The sequence below is a fragment of the Streptomyces niveiscabiei genome, assembly GCF_033794345.1.
Taxonomy (GTDB): Bacteria; Actinomycetota; Actinomycetes; order Streptomycetales; family Streptomycetaceae; genus Streptomyces; species Streptomyces niveiscabiei.
Genome location: NZ_JARAYJ010000026.1, coordinates 29,772 through 50,306, shown reverse-complemented (window position 1 = coordinate 50,306; position 20,535 = coordinate 29,772). Strand labels below are relative to the sequence as shown.

13 protein-coding genes are annotated in these 20,535 nt (G+C 71.3%); 11 read left to right on the top strand and 2 right to left on the bottom strand.

Translation table 11 applies throughout. From position 1 onward, the window contains the following. Window positions 1–74: 74 nt before the first annotated feature. The 11 genes from PV682_RS29780 (at window position 75) to PV682_RS29730 (ending at window position 15,339) form a co-directional block, all read left to right on the top strand. A complete protein-coding gene (locus tag PV682_RS29780; protein WP_319734882.1) occupies window positions 75–1,775 on the top strand; it encodes a CYTH and CHAD domain-containing protein in 1,701 nt (566 codons plus the stop codon). Window positions 1,776–1,860: 85 nt separating this feature from the next. Further along, window positions 1,861–3,789, top strand: coding sequence for a TIGR03960 family B12-binding radical SAM protein (locus PV682_RS29775; RefSeq protein WP_319734881.1), 1,929 nt, complete (start codon window positions 1,861–1,863; stop codon window positions 3,787–3,789). 96 nt (window positions 3,790–3,885) lie between these two features. After that, window positions 3,886–5,892, top strand: coding sequence for a restriction endonuclease (locus PV682_RS29770; RefSeq protein ID WP_319734880.1), 2,007 nt, complete (start codon window positions 3,886–3,888; stop codon window positions 5,890–5,892). A gap of 9 nt (window positions 5,893–5,901) precedes the next feature. After that, window positions 5,902–6,363 carry a GNAT family N-acetyltransferase gene (locus tag PV682_RS29765; protein ID WP_319734879.1) on the top strand — a complete coding sequence of 154 codons (462 nt, stop codon included), beginning with the start codon at window positions 5,902–5,904 and terminating at the stop codon, window positions 6,361–6,363. Between the two features lie 51 nt (window positions 6,364–6,414). Next, entirely contained in the window at window positions 6,415–7,512 is a 1,098-nt protein-coding gene (locus PV682_RS29760) for a hypothetical protein (RefSeq protein ID WP_319734878.1), read from the top strand. 48 nt (window positions 7,513–7,560) lie between these two features. Then, window positions 7,561–8,322, top strand: a complete 762-nt coding sequence (locus tag PV682_RS29755; RefSeq protein ID WP_319734877.1) for a TIGR03936 family radical SAM-associated protein — start codon at window positions 7,561–7,563, stop codon at window positions 8,320–8,322. Window positions 8,323–8,604: 282 nt separating this feature from the next. Next, on the top strand, window positions 8,605–12,522 hold the full coding sequence (locus PV682_RS29750) for an Rne/Rng family ribonuclease (RefSeq protein ID WP_319734876.1): 3,918 nt from the start codon (window positions 8,605–8,607) through the stop codon (window positions 12,520–12,522). A gap of 364 nt (window positions 12,523–12,886) precedes the next feature. Beyond that, window positions 12,887–13,207 (top strand): 50S ribosomal protein L21, encoded by a 321-nt coding sequence (gene rplU / locus PV682_RS29745; RefSeq protein ID WP_055721489.1) that lies wholly within the window; start codon window positions 12,887–12,889, stop codon window positions 13,205–13,207. Between the two features lie 14 nt (window positions 13,208–13,221). After that, on the top strand, window positions 13,222–13,476 hold the full coding sequence (gene rpmA / locus PV682_RS29740; protein WP_040253648.1) for a 50S ribosomal protein L27: 255 nt from the start codon (window positions 13,222–13,224) through the stop codon (window positions 13,474–13,476). Between the two features lie 112 nt (window positions 13,477–13,588). Continuing rightward, the gene (obgE, locus tag PV682_RS29735) at window positions 13,589–15,025 is read left to right on the top strand and encodes a GTPase ObgE (RefSeq protein ID WP_109362247.1); all 1,437 of its coding nucleotides are present in this window, start codon (window positions 13,589–13,591) and stop codon (window positions 15,023–15,025) included. Between the two features lie 62 nt (window positions 15,026–15,087). Further along, window positions 15,088–15,339, top strand: a complete 252-nt coding sequence (locus PV682_RS29730) for a hypothetical protein (RefSeq protein WP_319734875.1) — start codon at window positions 15,088–15,090, stop codon at window positions 15,337–15,339. 62 nt (window positions 15,340–15,401) lie between these two features. Here PV682_RS29730 and PV682_RS29725 read toward each other — a convergent pair whose 3' ends face one another. Continuing rightward, window positions 15,402–16,949, bottom strand: coding sequence for a DUF6020 family protein (locus tag PV682_RS29725; RefSeq protein ID WP_319734874.1), 1,548 nt, complete (start codon window positions 16,947–16,949; stop codon window positions 15,402–15,404). 20 nt (window positions 16,950–16,969) lie between these two features. After that, window positions 16,970–20,512 (bottom strand): bifunctional glycosyltransferase/CDP-glycerol:glycerophosphate glycerophosphotransferase, encoded by a 3,543-nt coding sequence (locus PV682_RS29720; protein WP_319734873.1) that lies wholly within the window; start codon window positions 20,510–20,512, stop codon window positions 16,970–16,972. Window positions 20,513–20,535 lie beyond the last annotated feature (23 nt).

The following is a 20,535-nucleotide window of genomic DNA, read 5'->3' as shown; positions in this document are numbered from 1 at the left end:
ATCTGCGTGTTCGTCGTGTATTCACCCTTCATTTCCCTCTGCCGCTTTGGCCCGGGTGCCACTAGATTCGATCCATGGCGGAGACGAAACGCGAGATCGAGCGCAAGTACGAATCCGACGAGAGCGGGCTGCCGGATCTGACGGGCGTTGCCGGGATCGAGGCCGTGCTGGACAAGGGCGTGGCGGAGTTGGACGCCACGTACTACGACACCCCGGACGGGCGGCTCGCGGCGGCGTCGATCACGCTGCGGCGGCGTACCGGGGGGTCGGACGCGGGGTGGCATCTGAAGTTTCCCGTGGGGCCGGGGGTGCGGGACGAGGTGCGGGCACCTCTCTCGCCGACCCTGCCGCGGAGCCTCGCGGGGCTGGTCAGGTCGAGGGTGCGGGACGCCGAGCTCGTACCGGTCGTGAGACTGCGCTCCGCGCGGGACGTACGGGACCTGGTGGACGGCGAGGGCAGGCCGCTCGCGGAGGTCAGCGTGGACGCGGTCCGCGCGGAGCGGCTGAGCGGCGGCGCCGGCGTGGCCCAGTGGTCGGAGATCGAGGTGGAGCTCGCCGACGGCGTGGACCCCGCCTTCCTCGACCACGTCGAGAAACGCCTTCGCAAGGCGGGCGTACGCCGCTCGAAGTCGGAGTCGAAGCTGGCGCGGGCCCTGACGGAGACGGCGCCGGGCACCGAGACCGCGGTGCGCACCGAGGCGGGCAAGGGCAAGCCCGGGAAAGGCAAGCCCGAGAAGGCGGAGGCCCCCGGAAAGGTGGACACGAAGGGGAAGGCGGGGAAGCCGGGGAAGCCGGACGCGAAGGGGAAGCCCGGGAAGCCGGGGAAGACCGCCGCCGACACCTCCCGCACAGCCAAGACGCCGAGCACCCCCACTCCCCACCTCACCCCCACTCCCGCCCCCGAAACCGCCGCCGACCACGTCCTCGCCTACCTCCGTGCCCAGCGTGACGCGATCGTCGCCCTCGACCCCGCTGTCCGGCAGGACGAGTACGACTCCGTGCACAGGATGCGCGTGGCCACCCGGCGGATGCGCAGCGCGTTCCGGTCCTTCGGCAAGGTGCTGGACCGTACGGTGACCGACCCCGTCGGGGACGAGCTGAAGTGGCTCGCGGGGGAACTCGGCGTGGACCGGGACCAGGAGGTCCTCACCGAGAGGATCGCCGCCGGCCTCGACAAGCTCCCGCGCCACCTGGTCGCCGGCCCCGTCCGGACCCGCGTACGGACCTGGTCGCACGCCCGCCGGGGCGGCTCGCGCAGGCGCCTGATCGCCGTACTGGACGGAAAGCGGTACCTGACGCTGCTCGACAAGCTGGACGCGCTGGTCGCGGAGCCCCCGCTCGCCGCGAAGGCGTCCGGGGCGCCGGAGAAGGTGATCGCCGCGGCCGTCCGCAAGGACTTCGCGAAGGTCGCCGCCCTCGTCGAGGACGCCCTCGCGCAGCCCTCGTCCGGCCCGGAGCGGGACCTCGCGCTGCACGAGGCACGCAAGAAGGCGAAGCGGACCAGGTACTCGGCGGAGGCGGCGGAACAGGCGCTGGGCGCCCCCGCGACGGCGATGGTGAAGGCCGCCAAGTCCCTCCAGAACCTCCTCGGCGACCACCAGGACAGCGTGATGGCCCGCGAGGCGCTCCGCGAGATCGCCGCCCAGGCGCACGCGGCGGGCGAGAACGCCTTCACGTACGGCCTGCTGTACGGCAGGGAGGAACGCCGGTCGGCGGCCGACGAGGCGGAGCTGCCGGGGCTGTGGGCGGAGGTGAGGGGCGGGACGGGGATCTGAACGGCCGGGGCAGACCTCCGGGCGCGTTAGGCTAGATGGTCACCCCTGTCGTTCCCGCCGTTCCCCGCACACGAAAGTTCGCGCGATGTCTGTCGAGTCGGTGTTCCCGCAGCTCGAAGCTCTGCTCCCGCATGTGCAGAAGCCGATCCAGTACGTGGGCGGCGAGCTGAACTCCACCGTCAAGCCCTGGGACGCCACCGACGTCCGCTGGGCGCTCATGTACCCCGACGCCTACGAGGTAGGGCTCCCCAACCAGGGCGTCATGATCCTCTACGAGGTGCTGAACGAGCGGGACGGCGTCCTCGCCGAGCGCACGTACAGCGTGTGGCCGGACCTGGAGGCGCTGATGCGGGAGCACGGCGTCCCGCAGTTCACCGTGGACTCGCACCGCCCGGTGAAGGCGTTCGACGTGTTCGGCCTGTCCTTCTCCACGGAGCTGGGCTACACGAACATGCTGACGGCCCTGGACCTCGCGGGCATCCCCCTGGAGGCCAAGGACCGCGGCCTGGACGACCCGATCGTCCTCGCGGGCGGCCACGCCGCGTTCAACCCCGAGCCGATCGCCGACTTCATCGACGCGGCGGTCATCGGGGACGGCGAGCAGGCGGTCCTCGACATCACGGACATCATCCGGCGGTGGAAGGCGGAGGGCCGCCCCGGTGGCCGCGAGGAGGTGCTGTTCCGCCTCTCGAAGACCGGCAACGTGTACATCCCCGGGTTCTACGACGTCGAGTACCTCGCGGACGGCCGTATCGCCCGCGTCGTCCCCAACAAGAGCGGCGTCCCGTGGCGCGTGTCGAAGCACACCGTCATGGACCTCGACGAGTGGCCGTACCCGAAGCAGCCGCTCGTCCCCCTCGCGGAGACGGTCCACGAGCGGATGTCCGTGGAGATCTTCCGCGGCTGCACGCGCGGCTGCCGCTTCTGCCAGGCCGGGATGATCACGCGCCCCGTGCGCGAGCGGTCGATCACCGGCATCGGCGAGATGGTCGACAAGGGCCTGAAGGCGACCGGCTTCGAGGAGGTCGGCCTCCTCTCCCTGTCGAGCGCCGACCACAGCGAGATCGGTGAGATCGCCAAGGGCCTCGCCGACCGCTACACCGAGGACAAGATCGGCCTCTCCCTGCCCTCCACCCGCGTCGACGCCTTCAACGTCGACCTCGCCAACGAGCTGACCCGCAACGGCCGCCGCTCCGGCCTCACCTTCGCCCCCGAGGGCGGCTCCGAGCGGATGCGCAAGGTCATCAACAAGATGGTCTCCGAGGACGACCTGATCCGTACGGTCGCCACCGCGTACGGCAACGGCTGGCGCCAGGTGAAGCTGTACTTCATGTGCGGTCTGCCCACCGAGACCGACGACGACGTCCTCCAGATCGCCGACATGGCCGCGAACGTCATCGCCAAGGGCCGCCAGGTCTCCGGCGCCAACGACATCCGCTGCACCGTCTCCATCGGCGGCTTCGTCCCCAAGCCCCACACCCCCTTCCAGTGGGCCCCGCAGCTCTCCGCCGAGGAGACCGACGCCCGCCTCGGCAAACTCCGCGACAAGATCCGCGGCGACAAGAAGTACGGCCGCTCCATCGGCTTCCGCTACCACGACGGCAAGCCCGGCATCGTCGAGGGCCTCCTCTCCCGCGGCGACCGCCGCGTGGGCGCCGTCATCCGCGCCGTCTACGAGGACGGCGGCCGGTTCGACGGCTGGCGCGAGCACTTCTCCTACGACCGCTGGATGGACTGCGCGGACAAGTCCCTGGCCCAGTTCGGCGTGGACGTCGACTGGTACACCACCCGCGAGCGCACCTACGAGGAAGTCCTCCCCTGGGACCACCTCGACTCCGGCCTCGACAAGGACTGGCTCTGGGAGGACTGGCAGGACGCCCTCGACGAGACCGAGGTCGAGGACTGCCGCTGGACCCCGTGCTTCGACTGCGGGGTGTGCCCGGCGATGGACACGCACATCCAAGTCGGGCCCACGGGCAAGAAGTTGCTGCCGCTGAGCGTGGTCAACAAGTAGTACGCCGCTTACCGGGCCCTTCCCTTCGGGGGAGGGCCCGTCGGCATGATCGCTGGATAGAGTCGTCCTGTCACACAGGGGGAGGGGCTCCGTCCGATGAGTCGTCGTAGGTCCGGGATGGTCGGCGTCTGGGCCGAGATGCAGCGTGAGCAGCAGCGGCAGGCGCAGGCCGCCGCCCGGCAGCACAGGGAGCGGGAGCGGCAGGCGCGCGCGTACGAGCGGCAGGCCGCGCAGGACCACAGGGCCGAAGCCGCACGGCGGACCGCCGAGCTGGAGGCACGGGTGGCCACGCTCCAGGGCCTGCTCGCGACCGGGTGCGGTGCGGCGGCGTTCCGCCCGGACGCGCTGCTGCGCACGGAACAGGTCCCGCCCTTCGACCCCGGCGCGCTGGCCCACCCGGTGCTCATGCCCGACCCGAGCCAGTTCCCCGCGCACGGCGGCTGGACGGCCAACGGCCGCGCCCAGGCCCAGGCCGAGGCCCGCGCCCGCTTCGAGCAGGCGTGGTACGCGGCCCAGGCCGCCGAGACCCAGCGCCTGGAGCAACTCGCCGCACAGCGGCGGCAGTACGAGCAGTGGGCCGAGGGCGTACGGACCGAGGTACGCCGCCACAACGCGGGCGTCGCCCAAGCGGCCCGCGGCATCGAACGGGGCGAACCCGACGCCGTCGTCGAGTACTTCACCGCCGCGCTGTACGCCTCCCCGTCCTGGCCGGAGAACTTCCCCCGCCAGCTCTCCGCCGCCTACGACCAGGCGGCCCGCCAGCTCGTCCTGGACTGGGAACTCCCCGGCTACGGCGTCGTCCCCGAGGCGAAGTCGGTGCGCTGGTCGCCGGGCGAGAACCAGTACCGGGAGAGCGCCCGCCCGGTGACCCAGCGCCGGGCGCTGTACCGGGAGACGCTGGCACAGTCCGCGCTGCTCGTCCTGCACGAGCTGTACGCCGCCGACACCTCCGGCGCCCTGGAGTCCGTCGTCCTCAACGGCTTCGTCGACGAACCCGACCCCGCGACCGGCCTGCGCGCCCGGCACATCCTGGTCACCGTCCTCGCCCGGCGCTCCTCCTTCGTCCACCTGAACCTCGCCCAGGTCGACGCGGTCAGCTGCCTCACGACCGGCCTGCGCGGCCAACTCTCCGCCCGCCCCGACCAGTTGGCCGCCGTACGCCCGGACCGCCGCCCCCACGACGTCGGCAACCGCGTGGTCACCCACCGGGACGACGACGAACCCGACCTCTACGCGATGGACCCGATCGCCTTCGAGGAACTCGTCGCGGAGTTGCTCCGGGCGATGGGGATGGAGGCGGTGACGACACAGCGGTCGGGAGACGGAGGGGTGGACGTCGTCGCGAGTGACGCGGCCATGATCCGTGGCGCGAAGATCGTCGTGCAGGTCAAGCGGTACCGCAACACCGTGCCGCCCTCGGCGGTCCGGGATCTGTTCGGCACAGTGCAGTCCGAGGGCGCCAATAAGGGGGTCCTGGTGACGACCTCGTCGTTCGGTCCCGGCTCGCACGACTTCGCGGACCGCAAGCCCCTGGAGCTGATCTCCGGCCCCGAACTCGTCGACCTCCTCCACCGCCACGGCCTGCGCGGACGCCTGGGCGACGGCACTCCGCCGGACGACGATCACAACGTCCTCGGCATGTCCTGGTCCGGCACGGTCGCGCTCGACGTCTGCGCGCTGGTCTGCCGGGGGAACCGGGTCCTCGACGACGACCACTTCGTCTTCTTCAACAACCCGGCGACCCCGGACGGTTCGGTACGCGCCCTGCCGCCGGCCGCCCCGGACCGGGCCTCCCTGCGCGTCACCTTCGACGCGCTCCCCGCGACAGCCGACCGCCTCGTCCTCGTCGCCGCCGTCGACCCCGAGACCGACCCGCACGCCGACCTCGCCGGCTTCACCGACGCCCGCATCCGCCTCCTCGACGCCCGCGCCGCCGAACTCGGCGTCCTGGAGGTCTCCGACGGCCGCCCCGGCGAAACCGCCCTGGTCCTCGGCTCCTTCCGCCGCCGCCCCACCGGCGACTGGGACTTCGTCCTGGGCGGCAAGGGCTACCGGGACGGCCTGGAGGAACTGATACGCGACTTCGGCCTCGACGTGGAATAGAGGGACCCCATGCCGGACGAGATCACCATCAGAACCGCCGAAGCGCGGGAGCTGGAAGCCGTCGCCGGATTGCGGTGGCGGTGGTTCGAGGAGGACGGGAAGGCCGCCGTGGTGGGGCGGGAGGAGTTCGTGCGCGGGTTCGTGAAGTGGGCCGAGGAGAACGCGGGGTCGCACTGGTGCACGGTGGTGGTGCGAGGGGAACGGGTCGTCGGCATGGCGTGGGTCGCTGTCGTGCCGCGGGTGCCCACGCCCACCGCGCCGGAGCGGGTCTCCGGGGACGTGCAGTGCGTGTACGTGGTGCCGGAGGAGCGGGGGGCCGGGGTGGGCGGGCGGTTGCTGGGGGCTGTGGTGGCGCGGGCCCGGGAGCTGGGGGTCGAGCGGCTGACCGTGCATGCGTCGGGGCGGGCGGTGCCCGCGTATGTGCGGGCCGGCTTCGCGGGGTCCGAGCGGTTGTTGCAGGTTCGATACTGAGGGCGGGGGTTTGGCCGCATCCTTGTGGGCTGGCGTAGCGTCTATGCCGTTATGGATCTGGAGAAGCGCGGACAGTCGCAGGGGGCTCGGCGGGATGCCGAGGGGTGTCTAGTCGTCGCGATCCGGATTCCGGTGCGGATCGTGGTGTTGGTGCTGGTCGTGCCGGTGCGGGTGGTGTGGGACGGGCTCGTCGTGGTGGGGCGGGTGCTGAGGGATTCCGTGCTGCGGCCCGTGGGGCGGGGGCTGGCGTGGGCGGGGAAGGCAGTGTTCGTCTGGCCGGTGGTGGGGCTCTGGCGGTACGTCGTGGTGCCGGTGGGGACGGGGCTGGGGTGGCTCGGGCGGGTGCTTGTCGTGGTGCCCGCTCTCTGGCTCTACCGGAACGTGCTGGTCGCGTTCGGACACGGCGTCGTGTGGGTGCTGGCGCCCGTCGGACGCGGGGCGATGTGGGTGCTGCGCGGCATCGGTACGGGGATCGCCGCGCTCGGCGCCGGAGTCGCGTGGCTGACGCGGTGTCTGGTCGTCGTGCCTGCCGGATGGCTGTACGCATGGGTCCTCGCGCCGGTCGGCAGAGGGATCGCGTGGTGTGCGCGAGGAGCGTGGCGGGGGATCGCGTTCGTCGCCGCCGGCGTGTGGCGGGGGGTCGTCCTGCTGGGTACGGGCGTGTGGCTCGCCCTCTACTGGACGGTCCGCGTCCTGCTCGTGCTGCCGCTGGTCGCGCTGTGGCGCTGGGTGCTCGCGCCGGTGGGGCGGGTGCTCGGAGTGGTCGCGCGGGAGGTGGGGGACGCGCTCGGGCATGCGTGGCGGATCGCCGGATGGGTCTCGCTCGCCGTGTGGCGGTTCCTCGTCGGCGTGTTCCGGTGGGTGTTCGTGGAGCCCGTGCGGTGGGTCTATACGACGGTGCTGACTCCCGTCGGCCACGTCGTACGGGACGCCGTCCTGCGGCCCGCCGCCGAAGCCGCGCGCAGTGTGGGCCGCGTCACCCGGCAGGTCCTCGCCTCCGCGCGCGAGACGGTCCGCCAGACCCGCGCCGACCTGCGCAGGACGCTGTTCGGGGCACCCCCTGAGAGGGAAGCGGTCGCTCGGCGGGAACCTGGGGGCGGCGAGGGACGTACTCTGGGTAGAAGTACGACAGCTCTCACTAAGGACTGAGCCAAACTGGGTAAGCGACAGCCCGAAGGACCGCCGCCCGCGCCCGCGGTGCAGCGCATCCGACTGCGGTACACCAAGCGCGGTCGCCTTCGGTTCACCAGCCACCGTGACTTCCAGCGCGCCTTCGAGCGGGCGCTGCGCCGGGCCGAGGTGCCGATGGCGTACTCGGCCGGGTTCACGCCGCACCCGAAGGTGTCGTACGCCAATGCCGCACCCACCGGCACGGGCAGCGAGGCGGAGTACCTGGAGATCGCGCTCACGGCGGCGCGGGACCCGCAGCGGCTGAGGGCACTGCTCGACGAGTCGCTGCCCGACGGCCTCGACATCACCGACGCGGTCGAGGCCAGGACCTCGGGGCTCGCGGACCGGCTGACGGCTTCCGTGTGGGAGCTGCGGCTGGCCGGCGTGGAGCAGAGCGACGCCGAGAAGGCCGTGGCCGCGTTCAACGCCGCCGAGGCCGTCGAGGTCCAGCGGGCCACGAAGAACGGCGTCAGGAATTTCGACGCGCGCGCCGCTGTCGTACACCTGGAAACAACACAGAGTGAATTGGCTGATAGGCCGACGGACCAGCCCTGTGCGATACTGCGGCTGGTTGTTCGGCACGTGACGCCTGCCGTTCGACCCGACGACGTCCTGTCCGGTCTCCGCGCCGTGGCCGACCTGGCGCCGCCGGTCCCCGCAGCGGTGACCAGGCTGGCGCAGGGGCTGCTCGATGAAGAGACCGGCACGGTGACCGACCCGCTCGCGCCCGACCGCGAGGCAGCTCAGGCCCTCTCAACGGCCGAACCGGCTGCCGCCGCGAAGGCGTAGGCAGGGGGAAGGTCCCGCGAAGGACGGACGTCGTAGCGCCGCCCTCGTACTCGGGAGCCACCTGGGTCGGGCAGCGCACCGACCACAAGACTTTCGCCAGGCCGTACGCAACACGGCGTACGGAACCGGCGAGACAGGACACGGAAAGCTCCCGTGCGGCGCCCGCGCCCCGGCGGCGGTGAACGCGACTCGCGTACCCCGCGGACGTCAGCGGTGACCGGCCCTCATGGCCGGCGCCGGACCAGGCGCGGCGCCCGGGAGCCCGACGGGAGAAACGCCCGCATGCTCGAACCGACCGACCCCATCGAGGGTTCCGAACAGAACACTCCCAGCGACACCCTGCCGCCGCGTCGTCGGCGCCGTGCCGCGTCCCGCCCGGCGGGCCCGCCCGCCGGTGCCGAGGGAGGTGCCGAGAACAGCTCGGCCATACAGGCCGACGAGGCCGTACGCGCCGAAGCACCGGCCGAGACCGCGCCCGCGCAGGCCGCGGCAGCCGAGGAGCGGGCGGCCGACGCGCCGGTTGAGACCGCTCCGCGTACGCGCCGCCGGGCGACCCGTCGGGCGTCCGCGCCGGCGGGGGCTCCGCAGGCCGCCGAAGAGGCGGTCGTGACCGCGCCCGCCGAGACGGCACCCGCCGAGACCGCCGCCGTCGTCGAGACGGCGCCTGTCGAGGCCGCCGCCGAGGAAGCCGAGGCAGAGGCCGTCGCTGTGGAAGAGGCCGCTGAAGAGGCTCCGGCTCCGCGCACCCGCCGCCGGGCGACCCGTCGGGCGTCCGCGCCTGCCGGGGCGCCCGAGCCCGTCGAGGCTCCGGTGGCCGCCACCGCAGCGCCCGCCGCCCCCGCAGCCGAAGCGCCGGTCGTCGAAGAGGCCGTCGCCGAGGACACCGGCTCGCGCCGCCGTCGCCGGGTCACGCGCCGGGTGACCTCGCCCGCCGGGGCGCCCGAGAACGAGGCCGCCGCCGAGACGCCGGCTCCCGCGAGCGCCGAGACCCCGGCTGCCGCGAAGACCGAGGCCGCCGTGCAGGCCGAGGCCCCCGAGACCTCCGTGAAGGCCCGTGCCACCAGGGCCGGAGCCGGCCGGGCCGCGGCAGCCGCGCCCGCCGCCGAGGCGCCCGCCGAGGACGCCTCCCCGCGCCGCTCGCGTCGCCGTGTCGTCAGCAAGGCCGCCGGTGGCTTCTCCGAGCCCGCGTCCGCCGCCGACGAGTCGCCGAAGCGCCCCTCCCGGCCCGCCGTGGCCGTGTTCCAGGCGCCGGTGTTCACCGAGCCGAAGTTCCAGTTCCAGACGCCGGAGCGGGCGGCGGCCGAGGCCGCTGCCGCCGAGGCGGAGGTGGAGCCCGAGGCCGTCGAAGAGGTCGTGGAAGAGGCCGTCGCCGCCCCCGTCGAGCCGGCCGCCGAGGAGCCCGCGGGCTCGCGGCGCCGCCGCCGTCGCCGGGGTGCCGCCGCGCCCGCCGAGGACGTCGTCGAGACGGTCGTGGAGCCCGAGCCCGTCGCCGAGGAGGAGCCGGAGGACGACGCCGACGCTGTCGACGCCGCCGACGCCGAGGACTCCGTCGACGACGAGGCCGAGGAGACCGGGTCGCGCCGTCGCCGCCGTCGCGGTGGCCGTCGCCGTCGCCGTGGCGAGGCCGCCGAGGACGAGGCCGGCGACGCCGAGGAACTGGCCGCCGAGCAGGCCGAGCAGGATGCCGAGGACAGCGCCGAGCAGGAGGAAGAGGACGCCGAGGACACGGCGGCCGGCTCCACCGCCGGGAGCCGTCGCCGGCGTCGTAGGCGTCGTCGGGCCGGGGACTCCGGGGCCGAGGCCGAGCACGGTGACGGGGACCCCGAGCGGACCGTCGTGAAGGTCCGCGAGCCGCGCAAGCAGGCCGAGCCGTCCGACGAGGTGCAGTCGATCAAGGGGTCGACGCGGCTCGAAGCGAAGAAGCAGCGCCGCCGTGAGGGGCGTGAGCAGGGGCGTCGCCGGGTTCCGATCATCACCGAGGCGGAGTTCCTCGCGCGCCGTGAGGCCGTCGAGCGCGTCATGGTCGTCCGGCAGAGCCACGAGCGCACGCAGATCGGTGTCCTGGAGGACGGGGTGCTCGTCGAGCACTACGTCAACAAGGAGCAGTCGACCTCGTACGTCGGCAACGTGTACCTCGGCAAGGTGCAGAACGTGCTGCCGTCCATGGAGGCCGCGTTCATCGACATCGGCAAGGGGCGCAACGCCGTCCTGTACGCCGGTGAGGTCAACTTCGAGGCGCTCGGCATGGCCAACGGGCCCCGGCGCATCGAGTCCGCGCTGAAGTCCGGGCAGTCCGTGCTGGTGCAGGTCACCAAGGACCCGATCGGGCACAAGGGCGCGCGCCTGACCAGCCAGGTCTCGCTGCCGGGGCGCTACCTCGTGTACGTCCCCGAGGGCTCCATGACCGGGATCAGCCGCAAGCTGCCCGACACCGAGCGGGCCCGCCTGAAGACGATCCTCAAGAAGATCGTCCCCGAGGACGCGGGCGTCATCGTGCGCACCGCCGCCGAGGGCGCCAGCGAGGACGAGCTGCGCCGTGACGTCGAGCGGCTCCAGGCGCAGTGGGAAGAGATCAAGAAGAAGGCCAAGACCGGCAACGCTCCCGCGCTGCTGTACGGCGAGCCGGACATGACCGTCCGCGTCGTCCGCGACATCTTCAACGAGGACTTCTCCAAGGTCGTCGTGAGCGGTGACGAGGCCTGGCAGACGATCCACGGGTACGTCGCGCATGTCGCGCCGGACCTCGCCGGGCGGCTGTCGCGGTGGACGTCCGAGGTCGATGTCTTCGCGACGTACCGGATCGACGAGCAGCTCGCGAAGGCGCTCGACCGGAAGGTGTGGCTGCCCAGCGGTGGGTCGCTGGTCATCGACCGGACCGAGGCGATGGTCGTCGTCGACGTCAACACCGGGAAGTTCACCGGGCAGGGCGGGAACCTCGAAGAGACCGTCACGCGCAACAACCTGGAGGCGGCCGAGGAGATCGTCCGGCAGCTGCGGCTGCGGGACCTCGGCGGGATCATCGTCATCGACTTCATCGACATGGTCCTGGAGTCGAACCGGGATCTGGTGCTGCGGCGGCTGCTGGAGTGCCTCGGCCGGGACCGGACGAAGCACCAGGTCGCCGAGGTGACGTCGCTCGGGCTCGTGCAGATGACGCGTAAGCGGGTCGGGCAGGGGCTGCTGGAGTCGTTCTCCGAGACGTGCGTGCACTGCAACGGGCGGGGTGTGATCGTTCACCTCGACCAGCCGTCCGTCTCCGGTGGGGGCGGTAAGCGGAAGAAGCGGGGGCGGGGTGGGGATGAGCAGGGCGCTCACGAGCATGTCGTCGAGGATGTGACGCCGGTCGCCGTTGAGGAGAGTGCGGAGGAGGTTGCCGCTGAGGTGGCTGCTCCCGTCTCGTTGCCTGCACCTGAGTTCGAGCCTGATGAGGAGCTGTACAGCAGCGTGGCTGAGGCCGAGGCTGCGGCTACTCGGGGGCGGGGGCGTCGGCGGGCCAGTCGGCGGGTTTCCTCTCCCGGGGGTGCGGTTCGCAAGGACGCGGTGAGTGAGGTGGCTTCGGCTGCTGAGGTCGCTGCTGATCCGGTGGCTGTCGAGGATCCGGTTTCGGAGGTGCCGGCTGTTGTGGAGACGCCGGTGGTCGAGGAGACGGTGGTCGAGACGCCTGTTGTCGAGACGCCTGTTGTCGAGACGCCTGTTGTCGAGACGCCGGTTGTCGAGGCGCGTCCGCGTCGGCGGGCTACTCGGAAGGCGTCCGCGCCTGCGGGGTCGCCGTCCGGGGCTGAGGCCGCTGTCGTGACGGTGGTCGAGGCTGCGGCTCCGGTGGCGGAGGCTGTGGTCGAGGCGCCGGTTGTCGAAGAGGCGGTCGCCGCGCCTGCGCGTCCGCGTCGGCGGGCCGTGCGGGAGGTTGCTGCTCCTACGTCCTCCGAAGAGGCGGCTGTCGTGGTCGTGCCGGTCGCTGTCGAGGAGGAGGCGCCTGCTCCCGCGAAGAAGACGGCGGCTCGGAAGACGGCGAAGAAGGCGACCGCGAAGAAGGCCGCTACCGCTAAGAAGACCGCGGCTAAGAAGACGACCACGGCTGCGAAGAAGACCGCCGCCAAGAAGACGACGGCGAAGAAGGCGACGAAGGCTGCCGCCAAGAAGACGGCTGCGGCTGAGCAGGCTGCTTCTCCGTCGGTGTCGGCTGCGGCTGACGAGAGCTGAGGTCTGGGCTGGGCAGAGTGGCACTTCCTGCGGAGCGTGGTGCTTCGTAGGGGGTGCCGCTTTGTGTTGGGGGGCGGGTGCGGGTGCTTCGTGGCTTGTCGCGCAGTTCCCCGCGCCCCTTAGGGGCGATGTCCAGCCGCCTGTTCACAAAATGCCCCCGGCGCCTCACCCTTCCCCAGCCCGGTTTGACCTGTACGGGGGACACCTCGTAGCCTGGGGCGTCGGCGTGTCAATGGGTGCGCCACATCCCCGTAAACCTTTCTTCCTTCCGGGTGCGGTTCGTAGTCGGGAGAGGCTGGCTGTGTTTGCGACCGGTCGGCTGGACTGCGGGGGTGCCGATTCCGAGCGAGAGAGTGAGATCCGCGTGTACGCCATCGTGCGCAGCGGTGGTCGCCAGCACAAGGTTGCTGTCGGCGACATCGTTGAGGTTGACAAGATTTCCACTGCCAAGGTTGGCGACACGGTCGAGCTCTCGACCCTGCTCGTTGTCGACGGCGAGGCTGTCACCAGCGACCCGTGGGTGCTGGCCGGCATCAAGGTCCAGGCCGAGGTCGTGGACCACCACAAGGGTGTGAAGATCGACATCCTGCGTTACAAGAACAAGACCGGCTACCGCCGTCGCCAGGGTCACCGTCAGCAGTACACGGCGATCAAGGTCACGTCCATCCCGACGGCCGCGAAGTAAAGAGGGACTGAGCAATGGCACACAAGAAGGGCGCATCGTCCACCCGGAACGGTCGCGACTCCAATGCCCAGCGGCTCGGCGTGAAGCGCTTCGGCGGTCAGGTCGTCAACGCTGGTGAGATCCTGGTCCGTCAGCGCGGCACGCACTTCCACCCGGGTTCGGGTGTGGGTCGTGGCGGCGACGACACGCTGTTCGCGCTCCAGCCCGGTGCGGTGGAGTTCGGTACGTTCCGTGGCCGTAAGGTCGTGAACATCGTTCCGGTCGCCTGAACAGGCTGATTCGGAAAGCTTCGCGAGGCGGACCTCACTTCCCGGTCGGGAAGGCGGGTCCGCCTTTCGCGTGTTGGTATAGGTAACACCCTGATATCTGGAGGCACTGACCATGACCACCTTCGTGGACCGCGTCGAACTGCATGTCGCCGCGGGTAACGGAGGTCACGGCTGTGCCTCCGTCCACCGTGAGAAGTTCAAGCCGCTCGGCGGGCCCGACGGCGGCAACGGCGGGCGCGGCGGCGACGTGATCCTCACGGTCGACCAGTCCGTGACGACGCTCCTCGAATACCACCACTCCCCGCACCGCAAGGCGACGAACGGCAAGCCGGGCGAGGGCGGCAACCGGTCCGGCAAGGACGGCCAGGACCTGGTCCTGCCGGTCCCGGACGGCACGGTCGTCCTCGACAAGGCGGGCAACGTCCTCGCGGACCTCGTCGGCCACGGCACCTCGTACGTCGCCGCGCAGGGCGGCCGGGGCGGGCTCGGGAACGCCGCTCTGGCGTCGGCCCGCCGCAAGGCGCCCGGGTTCGCGCTGCTGGGTGTGCCGGGGGACCTCGGGGACATCGTCCTGGAGCTGAAGACCGTCGCGGACGTCGCGCTGGTCGGGTACCCGAGTGCGGGCAAGTCCTCGCTGATCTCGGTGCTGTCGGCGGCGAAGCCGAAGATCGCCGACTATCCGTTCACGACCCTGGTGCCCAACCTCGGTGTGGTGACCGCCGGTTCGACCGTCTACACCATCGCGGACGTCCCCGGGCTGATCCCCGGCGCCAGCCAGGGCAAGGGGCTCGGCCTGGAGTTCCTGCGGCACGTCGAGCGGTGCAGCGTCCTCGTGCACGTCCTCGACACGGCGACGCTGGAGTCCGAGCGCGACCCGGTCTCCGACCTCGACGTCATCGAGGAGGAGCTGCGGCAGTACGGCGGTCTGAGCGACCGTCCGCGCATCGTCGTCCTCAACAAGACCGACATCCCCGACGGCAAGGACCTCGCGGACATGGTCCGGCCCGATCTGGAGGCGCGCGGGTACCGCGTCTTCGAGGTGTCGGCGGTCGCGCACCTCGGCCTCAAGGAACTCTCCTTCGCGCTGGCCGAGTTGGTGGGCAGGGCGCGGGCCGCGAAGCCGAAGGAGGAGGCGACGCGGATCGTGATCCGGCCCAAGGCCGTGGACGACGCGGGCTTCACCGTCGTCCAGGAGGAGGACGGGCTCTTCCGCGTCCGGGGCGAGAAGCCCGAACGCTGGGTCCGGCAGACCGACTTCAACAACGACGAGGCCGTCGGCTACCTCGCCGACCGCCTCAACCGCCTCGGCGTCGAGGACGAACTCCTCAAGGCGGGCGCCCGCTCCGGCGACGGCGTCGCCATCGGGCCCGAGGACAACGCGGTCGTCTTCGACTGGGAGCCCACGGTCATGGCCGGCGCGGAGATGCTCGGCCGGCGCGGCGAGGACCACCGCTTCGACGCCCCCCGCCCCGCGACCCAGCGCCGCCGCGACAAGCAGGCGGAACGCGACGAGGCGTCCCAGGAGTTCGAGGGCTTCGAGCCCTTCTGACCGACGCCGCGCACCTGAAGAGCCCGCCCACCCCGAACCGGGGAGGGGCGGGCTCGCGTTTGGTGGGCGGTTCGCTCGTCAGCTACTTCTTCATGATCTATCTCGAAGGCATCGAGATGGCGCTCGTCTTCTCCCTCAGCATGATGGGGCTGGCGCTGTCGATGTTCTTCGCCCGGCACGCGCTCGCCGACTCCTACGCGGCGTGGCACCGGGGCGTTCCGGCGGAGTCGAACTCCATGCCCCGTCGGCACGTGGCCGTCTTCTGGGGCGTGCAGATGGTCGTCGTTCCCGTGGCCGCGCTGCTCCTGTTCTGAGCCGGAGAAGGGCCCGCCCACCGTCCCCGTGGGGAAAGTGGGCGGGCCCTTGCAGAACAGCCTCAGGCGACCGGTTCCGGTGAAGCCTCGGGTTCCTTCTGCTTCGTCGTCTTCGGCTCCGGCGAAGCCTCAGCGGACGGCTTCGCCGTTGCCGTCTCCGCTGCCCGGCCCCACTTCGGCCGGGCCGCCAGGAGCGGGATCGTCATGATGCCCAGGAACATCGGGGCGAACATGTAGCGGGCCAGCGGTGCCGGGTTGGCGGCGACCACGGTCAGCTGGAGGGCGAGGGGGATGGAGAGGATGCCGACCGGGGCCCAGGAGCGGTTGCGGCGGGAGAAGATGTAGAAGACGGCGTACGCGGCGTAGCACCAGAACGCGCCCCGGAAGAGGATCCACTGGAGCTGGGGGGTCTTGCTGGCCTTCCACGTGAAGTACGCGGCGTCGTGGAGGGTGTCGCTGAGGGGGCGGATCTTCAGCTTGTCCCGGTAGGGGCTGTTGGCCATCTCCGGGTTCCAGTCGGCCCAGCCGTAGAGGTTCTTGGGGACCGACGGGACGGAGATGAGGGTGTTGCCGTCCATCGAGGCGGGGCCGGGGAAGATGCCCCAGGCGATCTGCGAGCGGCACAGGCGCGCGCCGATCATCTGGTCCGGGGTGCGTTCGAGGACGCGGCCCCACAGGTCGAGGAGCTCGGTGTTGAGCTCGGCGGCCTTCTCGCGGTTCATCGGCTTGCGCATCGCCCAGTCGGCGTTCCAGCAGTTCGCCGCGCGCCCGCTCCAGTGGGAGAGCGGCGCGACCTCGGCCATGAGCTTCTTGTCGGCGGCGGTGAACGTCCAGGGCGCCTTGCCGTACACGACGGCGATGTCGGCGTAGTTGAGGGCGTACACCTGGTCCTTGGTCGGCGTCTTGACGCCGAGCGCGGGGTAGATGACCAGCTGGAGCCCGGCCGAGATGACCGCCGGGATGACGGTCGCGATGAGTATCGCCCGGCGCATCTTCGGCAGCACCAGCAGCAGCACGGGGCAGGCGATGACGGCGACGAGGAGCCCGTTGTTGCGGAACAGCCCCATCATCAGGAACCCGGCGAACAGCACGATCACCTGGTTGCGGAACACCGTGTCGTGCACGGCCTGCCGCTCCCGCATCCGGCGTACGGTGAGCCGCCCGGCCGCGCCGAACGCGAGGAGCGCGCCGATGACGAACGGGACGTCCTTCCACACGAAGATGGTGAACGTGCCGATGGACGGCAGGACCGCGCAGGCGATGGCCGCGAGCGCGCTCCACTTGCCGGGGACCCCGAAGTGCCGCAGCGTGACGGCGACATAGGCGAGCGCGGCGGCCATGCCGACGGACTGCCCGAACGTCAGCAGCGCCAGGTCACCGGTGAGCTTGATGGACAGCCACACCAGCGCGTCGTACGCGACCGAGTGGTTGGACATCCAGTGGTTGGTGGTGACGTGCCAGACGTACGAGATGGAGTCGTAGCTCATCCCGCCCGGATAGAACGCCGCCCACCACAGCAGGAAGACGAACTGGGTGACGGCGTACACCGTGAGGGGCATGCGGCGCTTGGGCGGGATCCGCTCCCAGCGTGCTTGCAGGCTGGTCCTCATCGAGGAGACTGTGGGCACTCTCAACGCTCCGTGGCAGGTCGGTCGGGGTGCGCGAGCTCCAGCATCCGGGTGATGACCCGCTCGGCGGCGTGGCCGTCGTCGAGGTCGCAGAACATCTTCTTGAACTCGGTGTACGCGTCGGCGTAGGAGGCGTGGATGCGCTCGATGTCGCCGAGCGCGTCGATGAGGTCGTCGGATGTCTGGAGCAGCGGGCCGGGGGCCTGCCGCTCGAAGTCGAAGTAGAAGCCCCGCAGTTGGTCGCGGTAGTACTCGAGGTCGTACGTGAAGAACAGCATCGGACGGCCCGTGTTCGCGAAGTCGAACATCAGGGACGAGTAGTCCGTGACCAGGACGTCCGTGATCAGGTACAGCTCGGCGATGTCCGGGTAGCTGGAGACGTCGAAGACGAAGCCGTCCCCGGCGCCCGGGACCGCGTCGACGATGTTGGAGTGCTTGCGCACCAGCAGGACGTGGTCCTCGCCGAGCTTCTCGCGGGCCTTCTTCACGTCGACCCGCAGGTCGAACTTGTAGTTCCCGGCCCGGTAGAACTGGTCGTCGCGCCAGGTCGGCGCGTACAGCACGACCTTCTTGCCCTCCGGCAGGCCGATCCGCTCCCGCACCGTGCGCGCGAGGTCCTCGGTCTTCGGCGCGAGCAGGATGTCGTTGCGCGGGTAGCCCGACTCCAGGATCTCCCCGTCGTACTGGAAGGCCCGCTTCATGATCGGCGTCGAGAAGCGGTTCGGGGAGACGAGGAAGCTCCAGCTGGGCGTCTCCTCGGCGACCTTGGTGAGGTACTTGCGGTCGGCGAACTGGACGCTGTCGATGTCGTGGCCGATGCGCTTGAGGGGGGTGCCGTGCCAGGTCTGCACGATGACCTGGCCCTCGCGGCGCCGGATCCAGTGCGGCAGGTGCGTGTTGGTGACGATGTACCGGGAGCGGCCCAGCGCCTCGTACCAGTCGCGGCTCCACCGGCGGATCACCTTGACGCCCTCGGGGATCTGCGCCCGCTTGTCCTCGACGACCCAGATGTGCTCCAGCTCGTCGCCCCGGCGCACGAGTTCCTCGTACACCGCGCGCGGCGAGTCGGAGTACTGGCGGCCGGAGAACGACGCGTACAGCACGGTGTCGCGCAGCGGCGCGGTGCGCGCGTCGGCGTACACGCCCGTGCGCAGCTCGCGCTGGCGGAACCAGCCGAACTCGTCCGGCAGCAGGTCGGGCGCCGCCTCGATGAGGAGGCGGTCGAAGAAGCGGTGGGTGAGGGCGTAGTCCCGGCCGCGGACGGCGAACCGCAGCGGGAGCGCGCCGAGCGCGGCCGGGGCGACCCGCAGCGGCACCTCCGTACGGCTCTCGGCGGCGCGCGCCGTCAGGTACCAGCGGCCCTGCCGCAGGGGGACCTCGCTGAGGCTGTCCGGGACGGGCAGGAACTCGGCGCGGAAGACGCCGTCGACGAGGGTCGCCGGGGCGGAGTGCTCCTCGGAGTGGCGGCTGTGCCGCATGACGATCTCGACGGGCTCGTCCACCGTCACCGGCAGCGCCCCGGCGAGCGTGACGCGCCCCTCGGGGTCCACGGACAGTTCGGTGATCGCGGGCTGCGCGGCCTGGGTGCGCAGCGCGAGGCGGCCCACGCCGTCGTCGGCGACGGACACCGTGCGCCCGCCCCAGACGGGCTCGCCGGCGACGGGGTACTGGCCGGTGAGGCCGCCCTCCTGTGGCGTGACGGCGACGGGGTGGAAGCGGCCGTCCACCGACATCTCGGCGGTCCACTTGTCGGTGAGGTCCCAGTTGCCGAGGTCGCGGCCGTCGACGGCGAGGTCGGCGAGCGGGACGCGCGCGGTGAACGTCGTGCCGTCGCGCTCCACGTCGTAGGCCAGCGTCGCCTGCGTCGAGCCGTGCGTGAGGCGCAGGCCGAGCTTGCCGCCGACCGCCTCGTGGCCCAGCGTGCCGGTCAGCTCCAGGACGCCGCCCTCGGCCCGGTGGCCGGTGAGCTTGGCGCGGACCCGCTCGACGCGCAGGTAGATGTGGTCGTCGGTGACGAACGGGACGACCCGTACGTCCCGCTCGACCCAGTGCGGCACGGGGCTCTCGGCGCTGCCGCTCTCGCCGGCCTTCAGGCGGGTGCGGCGCACGATGCCCTGCTGGACGGTGGCGACGGTCAGCCGCCACACGCCGTCCCGCCAGCCGCCGCGCGCCTTGAACTTGCGCGGGTCGAGGTCGAGGGAGAACCCGGACCAGTCGTAGTTGTGCAGCGACTGCCCGGACGTCTGCGTGGCACGGGCCGCCTGGACGCGGTTCGGGCGGACCAGGACGGTGCGCCGGCTGCCGTTCTCGCGCAGCATCAGGACGCGCAGCGCCGTCGGCTGGGGGCGCTCGGCGGCCAGGTTGCGGATGTAGGCGTGGCCGGTGATGCGCAGCTTGCCGGAGTCCCAGACGATCTCCTCCGCGCGGGCGCGCGCCGAGAAGTCCGTGTCGACGCGCAGCACCGAACGCGGCACCGCGCCCTTGCCGGACAGCACCGGGTAGTCGGCGAAGTGCTTGAGGCCCTGCCGGACCACCGGGACCGCGCGGCCGGTCTCCCGCTCGTAGGCGAGGAGGTCCATCAGCTCGTCCAGGCGCTGCTCCTGGATGAGGTGGCACTTCAGGCGCAGCGAGACGGGCAGCCGGGGGAAGACCGCCGGGTCGACGCGGCCCAGGAAGTCGGCGGCGCCCGTCATGAACAGCTCGCGGAACTCGTCGCCCGCCTCGTCCAGGACGCCCATGAACAGGGGGAGTTCGTCGGTGATGAAGATCTCGTCGTACCAGCGCTTGTGCGCCGCGTACTTCTCGCCGGGCTGCGAGGCGAGGAAGCGGCTCACCGAGTCGCAGGAGCGGATGCGGTCGCGGACGTTGACGGGCTCGGTGCGCCGCTGGGTGATCGAGGGGGCGCCGCCGGTGCGCTGGCGCCACAGGTAGACCGGCTCGCCCAGCACGTCGACCGCCTTGGCGAGGAAGTGCGCGGGGAGGGTCACCGGGGCGTCCTCGTAGAGGATGCCGGGGAACTCGAAGTGGTGCTTGTCCCAGAAGGAGCGGCGGAAGACCTTGTTCCAGGCGGTGCGGTCGTAGACGAGGTCCTTGTCGCGGCTGATGTGGGTGCGCTCGCGGTCGGTGCGCAGCCGCTTCTGGTGCAGCGGGGAGTTGAGGATCTCGCCGGCCTTCAGCAGGTTGACGTTCCCGCTGGCGAAATCGGAGCCCGTCTTGTCGAGGCTCGCGATGAACCGCTCGTACGCGTCCGGCAGGACGATGTCGTCGCTGTCGACGAACGCGATGAACTCCGTGCCGTCGGTGAGGTGCGCGACGCCGGTGTTGCGGGCCGGGCCGAGGCCCTGGTTCCGCTGCGGGACCACTCTGATCCGGTCGTCCTTCGCGGCCCACCGCTCGGCGATCGCGAGGCTGCCGTCCGTCGAGCCGTCGTCCACGACGACGGCCTCCCAGTCGGTGAACGTCTGGTCCGTGAGTGACTGAAGGCACTCGTCGAGGAACAGTTCCACGTTGTAGACGGGAACGACAACTGACAGACGGGGAGGCATCGGGGTACTGCGCCTTTCTCAGG

What these genes read in the sequence shown, in the direction of transcription:
- PV682_RS29780 (WP_319734882.1), top strand. Translation starts at nt 75, where the DNA reads ATGGCGGAGACGAAACGCGAGATCGAGCGCAAGTACGAATCCGACGAG.
- PV682_RS29775 (WP_319734881.1), top strand. Translation starts at nt 1,861, where the DNA reads ATGTCTGTCGAGTCGGTGTTCCCGCAGCTCGAAGCTCTGCTCCCGCAT.
- PV682_RS29770 (WP_319734880.1), top strand. Translation starts at nt 3,886, where the DNA reads ATGAGTCGTCGTAGGTCCGGGATGGTCGGCGTCTGGGCCGAGATGCAG.
- PV682_RS29765 (WP_319734879.1), top strand. Translation starts at nt 5,902, where the DNA reads ATGCCGGACGAGATCACCATCAGAACCGCCGAAGCGCGGGAGCTGGAA.
- PV682_RS29760 (WP_319734878.1), top strand. Translation starts at nt 6,415, where the DNA reads ATGGATCTGGAGAAGCGCGGACAGTCGCAGGGGGCTCGGCGGGATGCC.
- PV682_RS29750 (WP_319734876.1), top strand. Translation starts at nt 8,605, where the DNA reads ATGCTCGAACCGACCGACCCCATCGAGGGTTCCGAACAGAACACTCCC.
- rpmA (WP_040253648.1), top strand. Translation starts at nt 13,222, where the DNA reads ATGGCACACAAGAAGGGCGCATCGTCCACCCGGAACGGTCGCGACTCC.
- obgE (WP_109362247.1), top strand. Translation starts at nt 13,589, where the DNA reads ATGACCACCTTCGTGGACCGCGTCGAACTGCATGTCGCCGCGGGTAAC.
- PV682_RS29725 (WP_319734874.1), bottom strand. Translation starts at nt 16,949, where the DNA reads ATGAGGACCAGCCTGCAAGCACGCTGGGAGCGGATCCCGCCCAAGCGC.
- PV682_RS29720 (WP_319734873.1), bottom strand. Translation starts at nt 20,512, where the DNA reads ATGCCTCCCCGTCTGTCAGTTGTCGTTCCCGTCTACAACGTGGAACTG.